The organism is Dysgonomonas sp. HDW5A, assembly GCF_011299555.1.
Lineage (GTDB): Bacteria > Bacteroidota > Bacteroidia > Bacteroidales > Dysgonomonadaceae > Dysgonomonas_A.
Map to the genome: position 1 here is coordinate 1,829,721 of NZ_CP049857.1, position 15,748 is coordinate 1,845,468.

Sequence of the window (15,748 nt, forward strand, 5' to 3'; positions counted from 1 at the left end):
TTGTTATGAAAACGAATAATGACTGGAAAGACCGCTTAAATGTGGTTTATTCGACCAATCCCGATTATAAATATGATTCGGAAGACGAAGAAGAGGTAGTTGCCTTACCCAAAGAAAAGCAACTTCTCAGAATAGAACTTGATAAGAGAAACCGCAAAGGTAAATCGGTAACACTGATTACTAATTTTGTAGGATCGGATGACGATTTGCAGGACTTGGCAAAATCGCTTAAAACCCGTTGTGGGGTGGGAGGTTCTGCCCGTGACGGAGAAATTCTTCTTCAAGGCGATTTCAGAACCAAAGTTTTAGAGCTGTTACAAAAAGACGGATATGCTAAGGCACGAATCATCTGATAGTGCAAACCTGACCGTTTATAAAGCTTCTGCCGGATCGGGTAAAACACACCGACTGACGGAGGAGTACCTCTTGTTGCTTTTTTCTTCCCCTTTTTCGTACAAACATATTCTGGCCGTAACCTTTACCAATAAGGCTACCGAGGAAATGAAAAGCCGTATTATCGAAGAACTGGCAAAACTGGCATCGGATAAACCTTCCGATTATGTAAAGACGCTGACCAAAGAATACCGCAAACCCGAAGAGTGGGTGAGGGCACAGGCTCGAAAGATATTGATTAGTATACTTCACGACTATTCGTCTTTTTCGATCAGTACCATTGACCGATTCTTTCAACAAACCATGCGGGCTTTTACCCGTGAAATTGGTTTGGGGGGAGGGTATAATGTCGAACTCGATACAGGTAAAGTTCTGGGCGAAGCCATCGACTCAATGCTTTACGATCTGGAACGAGCCGAGAATGAACAGTTACTCGATTGGTTGATACGTTTCTCCGAAGAAAAAATAGAAAGTGGCGAAACGTGGAATATCCGAAATGATATTCAATCGCTATCCACCGAAATTTTCAAAGAAACCTACAAAGCTTTCAGCGATCAGATACAAGCCGACATTGCTGATAAAACCCTGTTGGACGATTATAAAAAAACGCTGATAATCTATATTCAACAATACGAAAAAAGGTCGAAAGAAATTGCTGAGAAGGCACTTAATATAATGGTGAGGTTCGACCTTCGGCCTGACGATTTTAAAGGAGGAGCACGATCTACTTTCTTTAGCTTTCAGAAGTGGGCAACAGGCGAAATTAAAGAACCTACCGATACTTTCCGCAAACTCCCCGATGATGTATCGGGCTGGTATACAAAAACTACTCCTGTCGATGTGAAATCTAAAATAGAAGATGCATTTGGCAATGGCTTGAATGATTGTGTAAATGATATTATTGCTCACTATGATAACTCGATAACCTATCAGACAGCTTATGAGGTAAACCGTTACTTTTTCACATTGGGAATATTGGGCGATGTCGATAAAAAAGTAAGGGAATATGCAGCAGAGAATAACGTGATGCTTATTTCGGATACTACCGAATTACTCAATAAGATTATTGAAGGCACAGATACTCCGTTTGTATATGAAAAGGTGGGTACCCGTGTAGATCATTATATGATAGATGAGTTTCAGGACACATCCAATATGCAGTGGAAAAACTTCTTGCCTTTGGTGAGAGACAGTCTTTCTGCCGGAAATAAGAATCTTATTGTAGGTGATGTAAAACAAAGTATCTATCGCTGGCGTAATTCCGATTGGAAACTTTTGGATGAGCAACTCGATATCGATTTTAAAACCAACGGTGTTATTCATAAATCGCTCGATACGAACTGGAGAAGCGGCGAAAACGTCATCAACTTTAATAATGCTGTTTTCGAAATAGGTTCGAAGTTATTGCAAAACCTGTTTAATGAAACTTTAGCCGATATAACGTATGACGAGGCTTTAGCTCCTTTGTATACACGTATCGAAAACGCTTATAAAGATTCTTATCAATACCTTCCCGAAAAAAAGAAAGGTAATCTTTCGGGACATGTAAAAGTTCATTTTGTAGACACCGAAGAAAATAGCAACTGGCAGGCTTATGTTTTAGATCAGTTGCCACATACTATAGAAGAACTTCAGGATAAAGGATATTCGTTAAGAGATATTGCCATATTAGTTCGTACCAAGAAAGAAGGAGCAGAGGTGGCAAACCGACTTTTGGAATATAAAAACTTACAGAAGCATTCGAAATACAGATACGATATTATTTCCGATGAAGCCTTGTTTATCAGAAACTCGAAGAGTATAAAGTTGGTTGTTTCGTTATTGAAATACTTGCGAAATCCATCCGATTTCACATTGAGGACATTGGCTATTTACGAATATTTCAAGTTTAAAGATCAGCTAACCCCCGAAGAAACAATATGTACACACCTTTCTAATTCCGATGATTTTCCCGAAGAAGTCTCTGTTGAATTGAATCGGATTAAAGAACTTCCCCTCTATGAAATGACCGAAGAGATTTTCGATCTTTTTAAAGAAGCCATGGAAAGTAACGAGAATATCTATATACAAGCGTTTATGGATATGGTTCTCGATTTCTCGGTGAAGCATTCGTCCGATCTTGATTCCTTCCTTCAATGGTGGGACGAAAGCGGACAGACCAAAACCATATTCACACCCGACGGGCAGGATGCCATACGAATTATGACTATCCATAAATCGAAAGGACTGGGTTTCGAAGTCGTACTTCTTCCTTTCGGGCATTGGGATATAGACCATAAGATGCCTACTATCCTTTGGTGTCAGCCCCGGTTTGAGCCTTTCAACCAATTGCAGCTTGTCCCCGTAAAATATTCTCAGAAGCTAAAGAATACCATCTTTGCCTATGAATATTTTGATGAAAAACTGCATGCCTTTATCGATAACTTCAATGTTCTTTATGTAGCCCTTACCCGTGCTAAGAACGATCTGATTATATTTTCGCCCAAGCCTAAAGAAAAGCAAAAGGGAATCAATTCGATCTCGTCTCTTTTGTGGACTTGCATTCATGCAGAAGCAAAACCACAAGAGGGTAAAACCTTTGTGTCGTTGCAAGAATCAATGGATCAGGAATCCGATTGCTTCGAATTGGGCGAGAGCAAAGGCGATTCCTTGTCACAAAGAGGCTCAGATACTTTATCGGACGATGAGGTCAGTATCGGCACATTAGCAAGTATTTCTTTTGATGACAGGCTGAAATTACGATTAAACAACAAGTATTTCTTTTCCGAAAACGGACAGCGTGAGTATGGTACTCTTATGCACGAAATTGTAAGTAAAGTAACATCGTTGGCAGATTTAGATAGAGTGGTAGAGACCTATCAATTATCCGGTGAAATAACTGAAGAGGAGAGAACCAAAATAACTCTGCTTTTGAATGACTATTTGTCTAATCCGCAGATAGAACCTTGGTACACCGAAGAATATAAGGTGTTGAATGAGGTGGAAATATTACAACCCAATGGTACATTTATCCGTCCCGACAGGGTCATGATGCAGGCGGGCGAAGTTATAGTTATAGATTATAAATTCGGAGAAAAAGAAGAAAAAAAATACCTCAAGCAAGTGAAAAACTATATGACCCAGATCAAAAAAATGGGTTATAATAACGTCAAAGGATTCGTTTGCTATATTACGTTGGGATTGGTGATTGAAGTAGAATAACCTTACTATGTACCATTACTTTATCAGTTTATCTATTCTTTTATTTAGCATTGTACTCAATGTGCAATCTCAGGTAGTAAATGATAATGATTACACTTCACTTTATATTTTCAATGCGGATAGAAATAACGGTTTTGAAGTAAAGGCTTCAATCGTAGCCTTGTTTACTGCTGGATCGGCTGATAGAAACGGTTTTCGCTTGGGTGGTTCGTTAACCGTATCTAAAACGATTGGGGACTGGACATTTTCAACAGGGCTGGATGCCTATAAAGCCAAAGAAAAATTCGGACTGGGTACTACCTTTGCCAGAGTGGATTATGACGATGGCAGATACGGAGCTTCGTATTTGGTCAATAAATATTATCAAGGCGGCAAACAAGTCTCTGGAATTGTAGGTCTCAGGTTAGATAATTTCAGCCTAAAATTCGAAGATGATATTCTGGCTCTCCCTTTTACCGGATTTACGATTTATGACAGATACCGGACGGCTGCTTTAGAACTTCGATACAAACACTTCATGGTCGGTACAAATGTATATACGACCGAAATAAACGGTTTAACAGATGCGTCACCCTATAATCGAAAAGGTACATACCTGGGTGGAAAGCAAATATCAAGCCCGATTTATGTCGGCTATACAAATAAAGACCTGATACTCCGTTATGGTTTAAACAATCAGACGGGAGGATACCTCGGACAAAATCTGTGGCATCGTAAGTTTTTCGATACAGGCGATTTCAAATCGGCAGGATATCGGAATCAGTTTCTTCAAGTTGGTACTTATCAGCCTTATACCCTATATTGATAATGAGAAAATTTTACTTTACAATATGTATATTCATAATTGGCTTATCAGCTTGTGTAACCGTTAAGCCGAAAGATTTTACCTATCCATATACAAAGGAATATACAGGTCTCGATACATTGATTAATATAAATGGCTATTACGTTACCGAGAGAGAATGTGATTCTACGTTCTTTTCTGTCTTTATGTTTTATCCCGATGGCTTATTCACGATTGCAACTGCGAATAATATTTCTGATCTGACCGATTGTTTTGAGAATGGAGGCAAGTCTAATTTTTGCCAATACGCTTCTTGGGGTACTTATCGGGTAACGGGAGATACAATTAAGACGCAAACGATCAGGCAGGAGGGAATGGGTATCTGTACTGTTTTTCGTGATTACGAAATTAAAGGAGCTGAAATCTTAATTAACATAAGTGATTATGTATATCCTCACAATACTAATCTGGGGTATATGAAAGACTATCCGTCTTTTCAAAAGAATAAATGTGCCAAGGCTGCGGTCTTCTATCCTTTGGCTAAAAAACGTAATAGCGAGGATTGTTCATTTATAACGAAAAAATGGTTTAACCCTAACAAATAAAGGGTTTTTGAAAATTAATATATAATCTTTTGTTAATGAAATGTTATATATATTATCAAATTGTATAAAATAAAGCTATAAATGTTTTCAGGATAACACAAATAGGTTAACTTTGCCAATTGTTTAATAAAAAGGAAACACTTAGCTATCTTTATATGAGTTATTTAATAAAACCGGATCAATATCATGCTTTGCTCGATTTGCAACAAACAGAATTGGGCATAAAACAAATAAAAGATTTCTTTCAACAAAATCTTGCATCCGAACTTAGACTTAGAAGAGTTACTGCTCCCTTATTCGTATTAAAGGGAATGGGAATCAATGATGATTTGAACGGAGTAGAGCGTGCAGTTACTTTTCCTATCAAAGATATGGGAGATGAGTATGCCGAGATTGTACATTCATTAGCAAAATGGAAACGATTGACTCTTGCCGATTATGGTATCAATGACGGATATGGAATATATACCGACATGAATGCTATCCGTGCAGATGAAGAATTAGGTAATTTACACTCTCTGTATGTGGATCAGTGGGATTGGGAAATGGCGATATGTCCTCATAACCGTACGATCGATTTTCTGAAAGGAATTGTAAGACGTATTTATGCAGCATTGGTTCGCACCGAATTTTTGGTTTATGAAATGTTTCCTCAGATAAAGCCGATTCTTTCGAATGAAATTAAGTTTATCCATTCCGAAGAACTATTGCAATTATATCCTGATCTTACCACTAAAGAAAGAGAAGATAAAGTCGCAAAAGAATACGGCGCTGTTTTTATCATAGGTATTGGCGGTGTATTAAGTAACGGAGAACCACATGACGGACGTGCTCCCGATTATGACGATTGGACTACTGTTGGAGAAGACGGATATAAGGGATTAAACGGAGACCTTATTGTTTGGAATCCTGTATTGGGACGTGCTATGGAATTATCTTCCATGGGTATTCGTGTGAACAAAGAGGTTCTTCTGGAACAATTAAAAATAAAAGGACAAGAGTCTAAAAAAGACTTATATTTCCACAAACGTTTGATCGAAGGTTCATTACCTTTATCAATAGGGGGAGGTATCGGGCAGTCGCGTCTTTGTATGTTCTTCCTTCGTAAAGGACACATCGGTGAGATACAAGCAGGTATTTGGCCGGGAGATATGCGTGCGGAAGCTCAAAAATTGGGAATGCCATTAATCTGACAAGATAAACAGACACTATAAAATGATAACCGCCGATAGTTCTTCACTATCGGCGGTTATTTTTTATTATAATAGTTTTACAAAAATTCTCCAGTAAATTTTGATATTTGTATTCATCCAATTAGCGTTAAATATTTAATGCGATATTTCATTAGTATAACTATTTCTATTTGTTATACTAGCCAAAGCAATAATAAGGTCTGTGACCTTATTTATAGATCGAACATCAATGCTATTCCTAAAATCCCAATGAATGTAAGAGTAAGTCCAATTAAGCTAATTATAATCACTCGACCCCATTTGTAAACTTGCCCTCCGGATTCAATGTGAGATTCAATTTCTGTTCCTTGATAATGCTTAAGGATATAATACGCAGCTGTTGTATAAATTAATGGGATAAGTTGATTAGGTATCTTTACATTATCTGGAATTAAAAATATTCCTCCAAAAATTATAATTGTCGATACAATAGTAATTAACCAAGTTTTCTGGGCATTACTAGATTGGTTAAATGCTTTGAAATTTTCAGCAATAATATACCCTGCTACTAATGGACCACCAATAAATGATCCAACCCACAATGCTCTGTTTTTATAAATTTTTCTTTCGGTTATTTGTGTGTCTAAATTTTCATTTGTCATAATAAATATTTTCTTGCCATTTATACGATGGTTTGTAATAAGTGTGATTTGCTGTATAAAGGTATTAAAAATATTTATAGTAAAACCAAAAGTACATTTGAGTCTGATGACCTGATAAAACAAGATTCTTACGGGTGTTGTTTTATTCTCTCTTAAACAAAGATATTATCCAGAGTAGAAGTAGTGCACCTACTGTTGACATGACCAGATTTCCGATAATACCGTTGGCGCTAATGCCCAGAAGAATGAAAAGCCATCCACCCAATACTCCCCCGATAATACCTACAATAAGATTGACAATTAAGCCAAATCCTTTCCCTTTAAATATTTTCCCGGCAGCAAACCCTGCTATAATTCCAATGATGATTGACCAGATAAATCCCATATTCTAAATTTATTAAATGGTGTATTTCATATATAAACAAATATTAAAGTGATATTGTTTGAGCAATAAATGCGGTGTATTTTTTGTACCTTTGTGCCTCCAAAAAGGTATCCTACCTTTTAATAATTTGCAAGTATGCCAACACTTAGTTGTTGTATTGCCGAAATAGATCATTAAACACTGTCATTTACTTAATACATGTCAGAAGAAAAAAATATACTCATAAAAGGAGCAAGAGTCAATAACCTCAAAAATATTGATGTCGAAATTCCCCGCAATAAGTTTGTTGTTATCACAGGATTATCGGGGTCCGGTAAATCCTCTTTAGCTTTCGACACTTTATATGCCGAAGGACAAAGGCGTTACGTGGAAAGTTTATCTTCCTATGCCCGTCAGTTTTTGGGAAGGATGAACAAGCCCGAATGCGACTATATCAAAGGGATTCCGCCGGCTATTGCTATCGAGCAAAAAGTAAGCTCACGCAATCCTCGTTCTACTGTCGGAACATCTACCGAGATATATGAATACCTGCGTTTGTTGTTTGCCCGTATAGGAAAAACCATATCGCCTATTTCCGGAGAGATTGTAAAGAAGCATCAGGTAAAAGATATTACCGATAAGATGCTTACTTATCCCGAAGGTACCCGACTGGTTGTTCTTTCAAAAATTATTTTACGCGAGAATCGTAAAATGGAAGAGCAATTGGACATTCTTCAAAAAGAAGGATTTTCGCGGGTAGAATCTAAAGGAGAGTTTATTCGAATAGATGAATTGCTTAAATCTAAAGAAGTTCTTGATCCCTCTCAGGTTTTACTGGTGATAGACCGTTTATCGACATCGGCAGATAAGGCAACATTAAACCGATTCTCAGAATCAGTCGAAACCGCTTTCTTTGAAGGAGAAGGAGAATGTATAATTAAGTATTATACAGAATCGGGAATCGAAAGTTACGATTACTCAAAACGCTTCGAAGCAGATGGAGTTCAGTTCGAAGAGCCAACCGATATGATGTTCAGTTTCAACAGCCCAGTAGGAGCATGTCCTCATTGCGAAGGATTCGGATTGGTGCTTGGAATTGATGAAGACCTCGTGATCCCCAATAAAGGATTATCCGTATATGACGATGCTGTTTTCTGCTGGAAAGGCGAGAAGATGAGCGAATGGAAAAACGAATTTATACATTCAACGGCGAGCCGTGATTTTCCCATTCATCGTCCTTATTTTAAACTGACCGAAAAAGATAAAGATTTACTTTGGCACGGAGCACCCGGTGTAATGGGTATCGATGCATTCTTTAAAATGCTCGAAGAGAATCAATATAAGATACAGTATCGGGTAATGCTGGCCCGTTATCGTGGGAAAACGACTTGTCCGACCTGTAAGGGTTCACGTTTGAAGCCTCAGGCTTTATATGTGAAAATCGGAGGAAGTTCTATTGCCGATTTAGTCCTTATGCCGGTGTCTGAATTAAAAATATTTTTCGATCAGCTGGAGCTGGATGAAACAGATGCAGCAGTGGGAAAACGTTTGCTTACCGAAATTCGTAGCCGTATACAATTCCTTCTGAATGTAGGTTTAGGATATTTGACACTTAACCGTCTGTCTAACTCTTTATCGGGAGGAGAAAGCCAGCGTATCAATCTCGCAACTTCTCTGGGAAGTAGCTTAGTGGGGTCATTGTATATATTGGATGAACCCAGTATCGGATTGCACTCCAGAGATACCGATTTGTTGATAAAGGTATTACGTGATTTACAAGGGTTGGGAAATACGGTTGTCGTTGTAGAACATGATGAAGAGATAATCCGTGCAGCCGATTATATTATAGATATCGGTCCTCAGGCAGGGCGATTAGGCGGAGAACTTGTTTATCAGGGTTCGTTAGCTAACCTTGATAAAAATAGTAACAGTCATACTGTACGCTATCTCAATGGCGAAGAAACTATAGCTGTACCTGCTAAAACACGTAAATGGAATAATTTTATTGAAATAAAAGGTGCTAGACAAAATAATCTTCAAAACGTAGATGTTAAGTTCCCTCTGAATGTGATGACTGTAGTTACAGGAGTCAGCGGATCGGGAAAATCTTCATTGGTTTGTGATGTATTTTACAATGCACTTCAAAAACATTATAAGGGATCGAGTGACCGTATCGTTCAGTTTAATGAGTTGGTAGGTGATCTGAAGATGATCAAGAATGTCGAAATGGTTGACCAGAATCCTATCGGTCGATCGTCACGATCCAATCCTGTTACTTATATCAAAGCATACGATGAGATAAGGAAGCTTTTTGCCGATCAGCAATTGTCGAAACAAATGAGTTTTACACCTGCTTTCTTCTCCTTTAATGTCGAAGGTGGTAGATGCGAAGAATGTAAAGGAGATGGTAAAACTACCATCGAGATGCAATTCATGGCAGATATTACACTCGAGTGTGAAGCATGTAAAGGAAAACGCTTCAAACAAGAAATACTCGAAGTTGAATATCGTGGTTCTAGCATCTATGATGTATTAGAGATGACGGTAGATCAAGCGATAGAATTCTTTGAAGAGGGTAAAGGCAGCACCGAGAAAAAAATCGTAAAACGTCTTAAAACGCTTCAGGAAGTAGGACTTGGATATATAAAGATGGGGCAGGCTTCCTCTACACTTTCGGGTGGAGAAAACCAACGGGTAAAACTGGCTTCATATCTGGGTGAAGAGAAAACCGAGCCGACTCTGTTTATCTTCGATGAGCCTACAACAGGACTTCACTTTCACGACGTAAAAACTTTATTGAAAGCATTCGACTCGTTGATTGCAAGAGGTCATACTGTAATAATCATCGAGCATAATATGGATGTCATCAAATGTGCCGATCATATTATCGACATAGGTCCCGAAGGCGGAAAAGAAGGTGGAAATGTGGTTTGTGAAGGTACACCTAAACAAATAGCGAAATGTGCCAAGTCGCATACAGGTCATTTCCTGAAAGATAAGTTGAATGTAGGATAGGGTTGTGTTGATTTTATAAAAATCAAACCTCTTTGTCCTTTAATAATATTCTAAATCCTAAGAAATGGGAAAAAAGAAAAATCTAAATGGAATTCCTAACAGTCTAATACAGCAGTATTTCAGTACACTATTTTACTGTGAAAAGGGATACATGGCAGATTGGATCTGGAATGCTGCTGACGAAAAAAATGTAAAGGATATTCAGATTGACATTATAAATCAAAAAGTATTTCCTAAAGAACTCCAAATAACGCAGATCACAAGTCAATTACGTTTTCTACAGCAAACGATTAAGAAAGAATTGATAAACAATGGATTTCCTGACGACTTTATCGTGAAAGCGGTCTTTGAAATTTATATCTCACCGGAAAATAAAGTTCGGAAAATTTTCGGATGTTTAGCTATATTGGAAGACAGAGATGGGAATGTATATAGAAGCCGACCATACGCTGAAATGGCATATGGAAATAATTTTCAAGTGTATAAGCCAACTTTATCAGAGAGGTTAAGTAGAATTTATTTACAAATAAAATCGAAGTAGGATTGATGATATATCGGATATTTCTTGAAAGATAAATTAATTAATTAACAAGCAGATAAATCTAGTTTATTCGTCACCTATTCCTTACAACCGTCCTTTTGATTTATGGTATGCAATAAGTCCGTTAATCGGATTATCGTGTATGAAGTCTATCTTAACACCTAATTCCTTGGCAATTTCTTTAAGTAGCTTAGCATACATATTGGCTAATGATCCCACAAAACGTACAGGGTAATTCTTATAATCGTATTGCAGAATATTTCTCACGAAAAACGATTTCAAATTCTGATAAACTAAATCTTTCACATAAGGATGTTCGAGATGCTCATAAAGAAAGAGCGAAAGCACCGAAAGCAGTTTGTTGGGAGAAGGTTTAGTATAGATGTAATCCATGATCTGCTCAGGATCAATTCTGTATTTCTCGAAAAAAGGCAAGGCCAGTTCTTCCGGAGCCAATCCTTTTAAACAATCAGCTAAAAAAGCTTTACCTAATGAGGCTCCACTACCTTCGTCTCCTAAAATATATCCGAGTGATTTTACATTCTTTACAATTGTATCTCCGTCGTAAAAGCAAGAGTTCGAGCCTGTTCCCAAAATACAGGCTATTCCTTGCTCATTACCGAAAAGAGATCGTGCAGCACCTACAAGGTCGCTTTCAACTATCGCCGGAGTTCTGAATTGTGCTTCTAAAGAAGCTTTTACAATATCTTTCTTTTCCGTTGAAGAGCAGCCGGCTCCGTAGAAATAGATGGTATTTGATTTTAATTTGAAAAATACAGGAGGTAACTGTAAACGCACAATATGGCTAATCTCCCTTCTCGATTGAAAGTAGGGGTTAATACCATCTGTTAAGTAACGTTCAATTATTCCATCCTCATTTACCAGACACCATTCTGTTTTTGTAGATCCGCTTTCTGCTAATAGTATCACTTTTTTAGGTCTTTAAGTAAAAATTAGAATTTAATCTTATACTTTAAAGTTATAACTTGCATTCATAGTTATACTTAGATCGATAATGAAAAAACCAGAGACTTTAAAGTGTAAAGATACACTTATTTGGGTTTCATTATAAAAATATAAAGAATTTCTAATAATTAATCTTTTATGGATAGAAATATCTGTTATTTATCCTAATTGACCTGTTTAAATCATTTGAGTTAGCAGAACTAGTTGTTGCTTTGGTATGCAAAACAGTGATAAGCAGTTATATTTTATGAAAAGAACCCTAAGATCTTAAAATGCTTTCAGACTGAGATCGATATTAGGAGCCGAATAAATGATCGATCCTGAGGATATAAAATCGACACCTGTTTTTGCAATAGCCAGCACCGATTCTTTGGTTATACCTCCCGAAGCTTCGGTTTTAGCTTTGTTGCCTATCAGTTTTACAGCCTCACTCATCTGGTCGATAGTCATATTATCCAACATGATGATATCTATCGAATTGGTTGCAAGGGCTTCTTTTACTTCTTCCAGATTACGTGTTTCAACCTCAATCTTTAACGACTTGTTATTGTCCTGTAAATATTTCACAGTCGAAGCCACCGCTTGAGTTATACCTCCTGCATAATCGTTGTGATTATCTTTAAGCATAATCATATCATAGAGACCATAACGGTGATTGGTTGCCCCACCGATATATACAGCCCATTTTTCGCACATACGGAAATTGGGGGTAGTTTTGCGTGTATCTAATATCTTTGTGTTTGTTTCAGATACAAGCGAAGCCATTTCACGTGCAGACGTTGCAATACCGCTCATGCGTTGCATGCAGTTCAGAACGAAACGTTCCATACTTAAAATAGAGCGTGCCGATCCTTCTACAATTAAAGCAATATCGCCTTTATAGGCTTGATCACCATCGTTTTTAAGTACTTCTATTCTGAGGTTTTTATCGTAATAATGAAATATTTCTTTAGCTAGCTCAACACCTGCAAGTACACAGTCATCCTTCACCAAAAGTCTGGCTCTTTGTTGCAGATGCTCAGGTACACTTGCCAATGTAGAATGGTCTCCGTCTCCGAGATCTTCTTTTATAGCTTCAGAAATGAAATGCTGTAATCTCTCATCGGTTACGTATATCGGTCTGTTCATTTTTTATCTAAGCTTTTGTTGTAAAATGCACCTCTGTTCTCTTTCTGTTCTATACTTTGTGTGATAATCAGGTAGGCTACACTTACTAAGTTTCTTAATTCTGACAGTTGAGGTGATAAAAACGAGAAATTATATATCTCTTTTACTGCCCTGTATATCTCTTCTTCCTTTTGTTTAGCCATTTCGAGGCGGCTGTTCGAGCGTACAATACCTACAAGATCACTCATCAAAACCTGTAGCTGTTTACGGAGATAGTTGAGAAGAACCATTTCTTCATTTACCTTCAGCCCCTTTTCATCCCATTCGGGTACTTTGTTGAGGTTGGTATAATTGAACTGATCTTCGTTTAATCGTTCAACCGTTTTGATAGCTGCCCGATGTCCGAATACCAATGCTTCAAGCAAAGAGTTTGACGCCAGTCGGTTTGCACCATGTAATCCTGTGTTGGAACATTCGCCAACGGCAAACATATTTTTAATAGTACTTTGTCCGAATGTATCCACATCAATACCTCCGCATAAGTAATGGCTCGCGGGAACAACGGGTATGAGATCTTTAAACATATCGTATCCTTCGTCCAGACATTGCTGGTATATATTGGGGAAGTGTTTCAAAAATTCTTCTCTGTCGAGGGATCTGCAATCCAAACATACATAATCGTCACCTAACAGCTTCATTTCGCTGTCGATGGCTCTGGCAACAATATCACGTGAAGCGAGTTCTTCCCTTTCATCATATTTGTGCATAAAAGGTTCGCCTGCAGCCGTCCGCAATTTTGCTCCGAATCCTCTTACAGCTTCCGATATAAGTGATAATTGTCCCGCCCTATTGCTGTAAAATGCAGTAGGATGAAACTGGATAAACTGCATATTGCTGATCTTGGCTTTTGCCCGATGTGCCAACCCTATGCCGTCTCCTGTAGCTATAATCGGGTTCGTTGTATTTTTATATACGTGCCCGCATCCACCTGTTGCCATTAGGGTGATTTTTGCCGACATTTTTTTGACCTGCTGTGTTTTGATGTCTAAAACATAAGCACCATAACAGTTGAGGCTGTATTTGTCGAAAGGCTCATTGGGAATATGATGTTCGGTAATAAGGTCTATTACGTAGTGATGATTCAATAGTTGAGTATTCTCCAGTTTATTGATGGCATGCAGGAGTGCACGTTCTATCTCGGCTCCGGTTATATCCTTGTGGTGTATAACACGGTTTTCGGTATGTCCGCCTTCTCTCCCTAAATCGTATGTGTCGCTGCTGTTTTTGTCGAAGTTAACGCCCCAATCAATAATCTCCTTGATCCGTTGAGGGCCTTCCTTAATCACAATTTCGACTACTTCTCTATTGCATAATCCTCCGCCTGCACGCAGTGTATCTTCGATATGCTTCTCGAAGCTGTCTTTTTCGAAGTTGGTTACTACTGCAACCCCTCCCTGTGCGTATTTGGTATTGGACTCTTCGTCGTCCGATTTGGTTATGATTGTAATTTTGGCGTCAGGTCTTTCCTGTGCTACTTTAAGAGCATACGATAAACCCGATATACCCGATCCGATAACTAAGATATCTGTGTAAATCATCTTTTAAATCTTTATAACTGCCTACGGTTATTATATTTGCCCAAAGCAATAAAAAGGTCTTCGACCTTTACTTAATGGCTTTCGACATTTCGAGCATTCTGTTGATGGGTTGAAGTGCTTTTATGCGTAAATCTTCATCCAATGTTATCTCGGGCAACTCATATTTCATACATAAGTAAAGCTTTTGCATGGTATTGAGTTTCATAAATGCACACTCTCCACAATTGCAGCTCTTGTCGTTCACTAAGGCAGGAATAAGCTTCTTATTAGGAGCTTTTTTCTGCATCTCGTGTAGAATACCTTCTTCGGTGGCAACAATATATTCAGTGCCGCTGTCTTCCACTACATACTTCAGTAGATTAGAGGTCGATCCCACATAGCTGGCTACTTTCAGAAGAGGAGCTTTAGCTTCGGGGTGAGCTATCAATTTTGCTTTGGGATTATCAAGCATTTGTTGACCGATTCTTTCTAATGAGAATGCTTCATGCACATAACAAGCACCATCCCACAAAATCATTTTCCGACCTGTTACCTGATTCAAGTATGCTCCGAGATTTTTATCCGGTGCAAATATTATTTCCTGATCCATGGGCAGTGCATTTATGATATGCTCCGCATTGGATGAGGTTACTATAATATCGCTTTCGGCCTTTACCGTCGAATCGCAATTAATGTAACTGATTACTATCGCATTGGGATATTGTTTCCGCATTTCTCTAAGACCTTCACCCGAGCATGAGTCGGCTAAAGAGCATCCTGCCAATGTATCGGGAAGTACCACTTTTTTGGTTGGATTTACAATTTTTGCAGTCTCAGCCATAAAATGCACACCGCAGAATACAATCATATCGGCATCTGTTTTTTCGGCAGCACGAGCCAATTGTAAACTATCGCCCAAATAATCGGCTATATCCTGAATATCTCCAGTTTGATAATAGTGGGCAAGTATAATTGCATTCTTTTCTTTACGCAGTTTGTTTATTTCTGCTATCAAATCTATTCCTTTCGGAATTTCCATATTTAAATATCCCTTTTGAGATAATGTTGCTATGGCGTTTTCTAGTTGTTGAGGCATAATAAGTAGTTACAAGTAATTAGTTACGAGTTACATGTTTTTTAAGGGTATAAAGATAAGTCTTTCTGTAATTCTATTCGATAATACAGATAGAATAAGTTTCGAAGAATTCTCCAAAACGTCATAAATAATAAACAAAGATGGCAAATATTATTAAAGGACACCCCTGTTCTGTGTTTTTGTGTCGGTGATGTATTTCTCTTAAGATAAATGTCATGATTTTGTTGCTTAACCTTATCTCTATCTCTATTATTCTGTAACAATA

The 15,748-nt window shown here is 37.9% G+C and carries 13 protein-coding genes; 7 read left to right on the forward strand and 6 right to left on the reverse strand.

Annotation, left to right across the window (positions count from 1 at the left end; genetic code table 11):
- Window positions 1-5: 5 nt before the first annotated feature.
- The 5 genes from G7050_RS07645 (at window position 6) to asnA (ending at window position 6,176) form a co-directional block, all read left to right on the forward strand.
- The gene (locus tag G7050_RS07645) at window positions 6-353 is read left to right on the forward strand and encodes a translation initiation factor (RefSeq protein WP_166113525.1); all 348 of its coding nucleotides are present in this window, start codon (window positions 6-8) and stop codon (window positions 351-353) included.
- Window positions 331-3,594, forward strand: a complete 3,264-nt coding sequence (locus G7050_RS07650) for an exodeoxyribonuclease V subunit beta (RefSeq protein WP_166113528.1) — start codon at window positions 331-333, stop codon at window positions 3,592-3,594. Before G7050_RS07645 ends, G7050_RS07650 begins: the two co-directional genes overlap by 23 nt.
- 7 nt (window positions 3,595-3,601) lie before the next feature.
- Window positions 3,602-4,399, forward strand: a complete 798-nt coding sequence (locus G7050_RS07655; RefSeq protein WP_166113530.1) for a polymorphic toxin type 23 domain-containing protein — start codon at window positions 3,602-3,604, stop codon at window positions 4,397-4,399.
- Window positions 4,400-4,401: 2 nt separating this feature from the next.
- Window positions 4,402-4,983, forward strand: coding sequence for a hypothetical protein (locus G7050_RS07660; protein ID WP_166113533.1), 582 nt, complete (start codon window positions 4,402-4,404; stop codon window positions 4,981-4,983).
- A gap of 155 nt (window positions 4,984-5,138) precedes the next feature.
- Window positions 5,139-6,176 carry an aspartate--ammonia ligase gene (gene asnA / locus G7050_RS07665; RefSeq protein WP_166113536.1) on the forward strand — a complete coding sequence of 346 codons (1,038 nt, stop codon included), beginning with the start codon at window positions 5,139-5,141 and terminating at the stop codon, window positions 6,174-6,176.
- 212 nt (window positions 6,177-6,388) lie between these two features.
- Here asnA and G7050_RS07670 read toward each other — a convergent pair whose 3' ends face one another.
- Both G7050_RS07670 and G7050_RS07675 read right to left on the reverse strand, forming a co-directional pair.
- Window positions 6,389-6,817, reverse strand: coding sequence for a hypothetical protein (locus G7050_RS07670; protein WP_166113539.1), 429 nt, complete (start codon window positions 6,815-6,817; stop codon window positions 6,389-6,391).
- A gap of 142 nt (window positions 6,818-6,959) precedes the next feature.
- Entirely contained in the window at window positions 6,960-7,202 is a 243-nt protein-coding gene (locus G7050_RS07675; RefSeq protein ID WP_166113541.1) for a GlsB/YeaQ/YmgE family stress response membrane protein, read from the reverse strand.
- A gap of 198 nt (window positions 7,203-7,400) precedes the next feature.
- Between G7050_RS07675 and uvrA the strand changes: the two genes are divergently transcribed.
- Together uvrA and G7050_RS07685 are read left to right on the forward strand one after the other, a co-directional pair.
- A complete protein-coding gene (uvrA, locus tag G7050_RS07680) occupies window positions 7,401-10,196 on the forward strand; it encodes an excinuclease ABC subunit UvrA (protein WP_166113544.1) in 2,796 nt (931 codons plus the stop codon).
- 64 nt (window positions 10,197-10,260) lie between these two features.
- The gene (locus G7050_RS07685; RefSeq protein ID WP_166113548.1) at window positions 10,261-10,737 is read left to right on the forward strand and encodes a hypothetical protein; all 477 of its coding nucleotides are present in this window, start codon (window positions 10,261-10,263) and stop codon (window positions 10,735-10,737) included.
- 84 nt (window positions 10,738-10,821) lie between these two features.
- On the opposite strand, the gene G7050_RS07690 is transcribed toward G7050_RS07685, so the two are convergent.
- From G7050_RS07690 to nadA, 4 genes are all read right to left on the reverse strand, one after another.
- Window positions 10,822-11,667, reverse strand: a complete 846-nt coding sequence (locus G7050_RS07690; protein WP_166113551.1) for a hypothetical protein — start codon at window positions 11,665-11,667, stop codon at window positions 10,822-10,824.
- A 303-nt stretch (window positions 11,668-11,970) separates the two neighbouring features.
- Window positions 11,971-12,831, reverse strand: a complete 861-nt coding sequence (gene nadC, locus G7050_RS07695; protein ID WP_166113553.1) for a carboxylating nicotinate-nucleotide diphosphorylase — start codon at window positions 12,829-12,831, stop codon at window positions 11,971-11,973.
- On the reverse strand, window positions 12,828-14,408 hold the full coding sequence (gene nadB / locus G7050_RS07700; protein WP_166113555.1) for an L-aspartate oxidase: 1,581 nt from the start codon (window positions 14,406-14,408) through the stop codon (window positions 12,828-12,830). Before nadB ends, nadC begins: the two co-directional genes overlap by 4 nt.
- Before the next feature lie 67 nt (window positions 14,409-14,475).
- On the reverse strand, window positions 14,476-15,483 hold the full coding sequence (gene nadA, locus G7050_RS07705) for a quinolinate synthase NadA (protein ID WP_166113558.1): 1,008 nt from the start codon (window positions 15,481-15,483) through the stop codon (window positions 14,476-14,478).
- Between the last annotated feature and the right edge of the window lie 265 nt (window positions 15,484-15,748).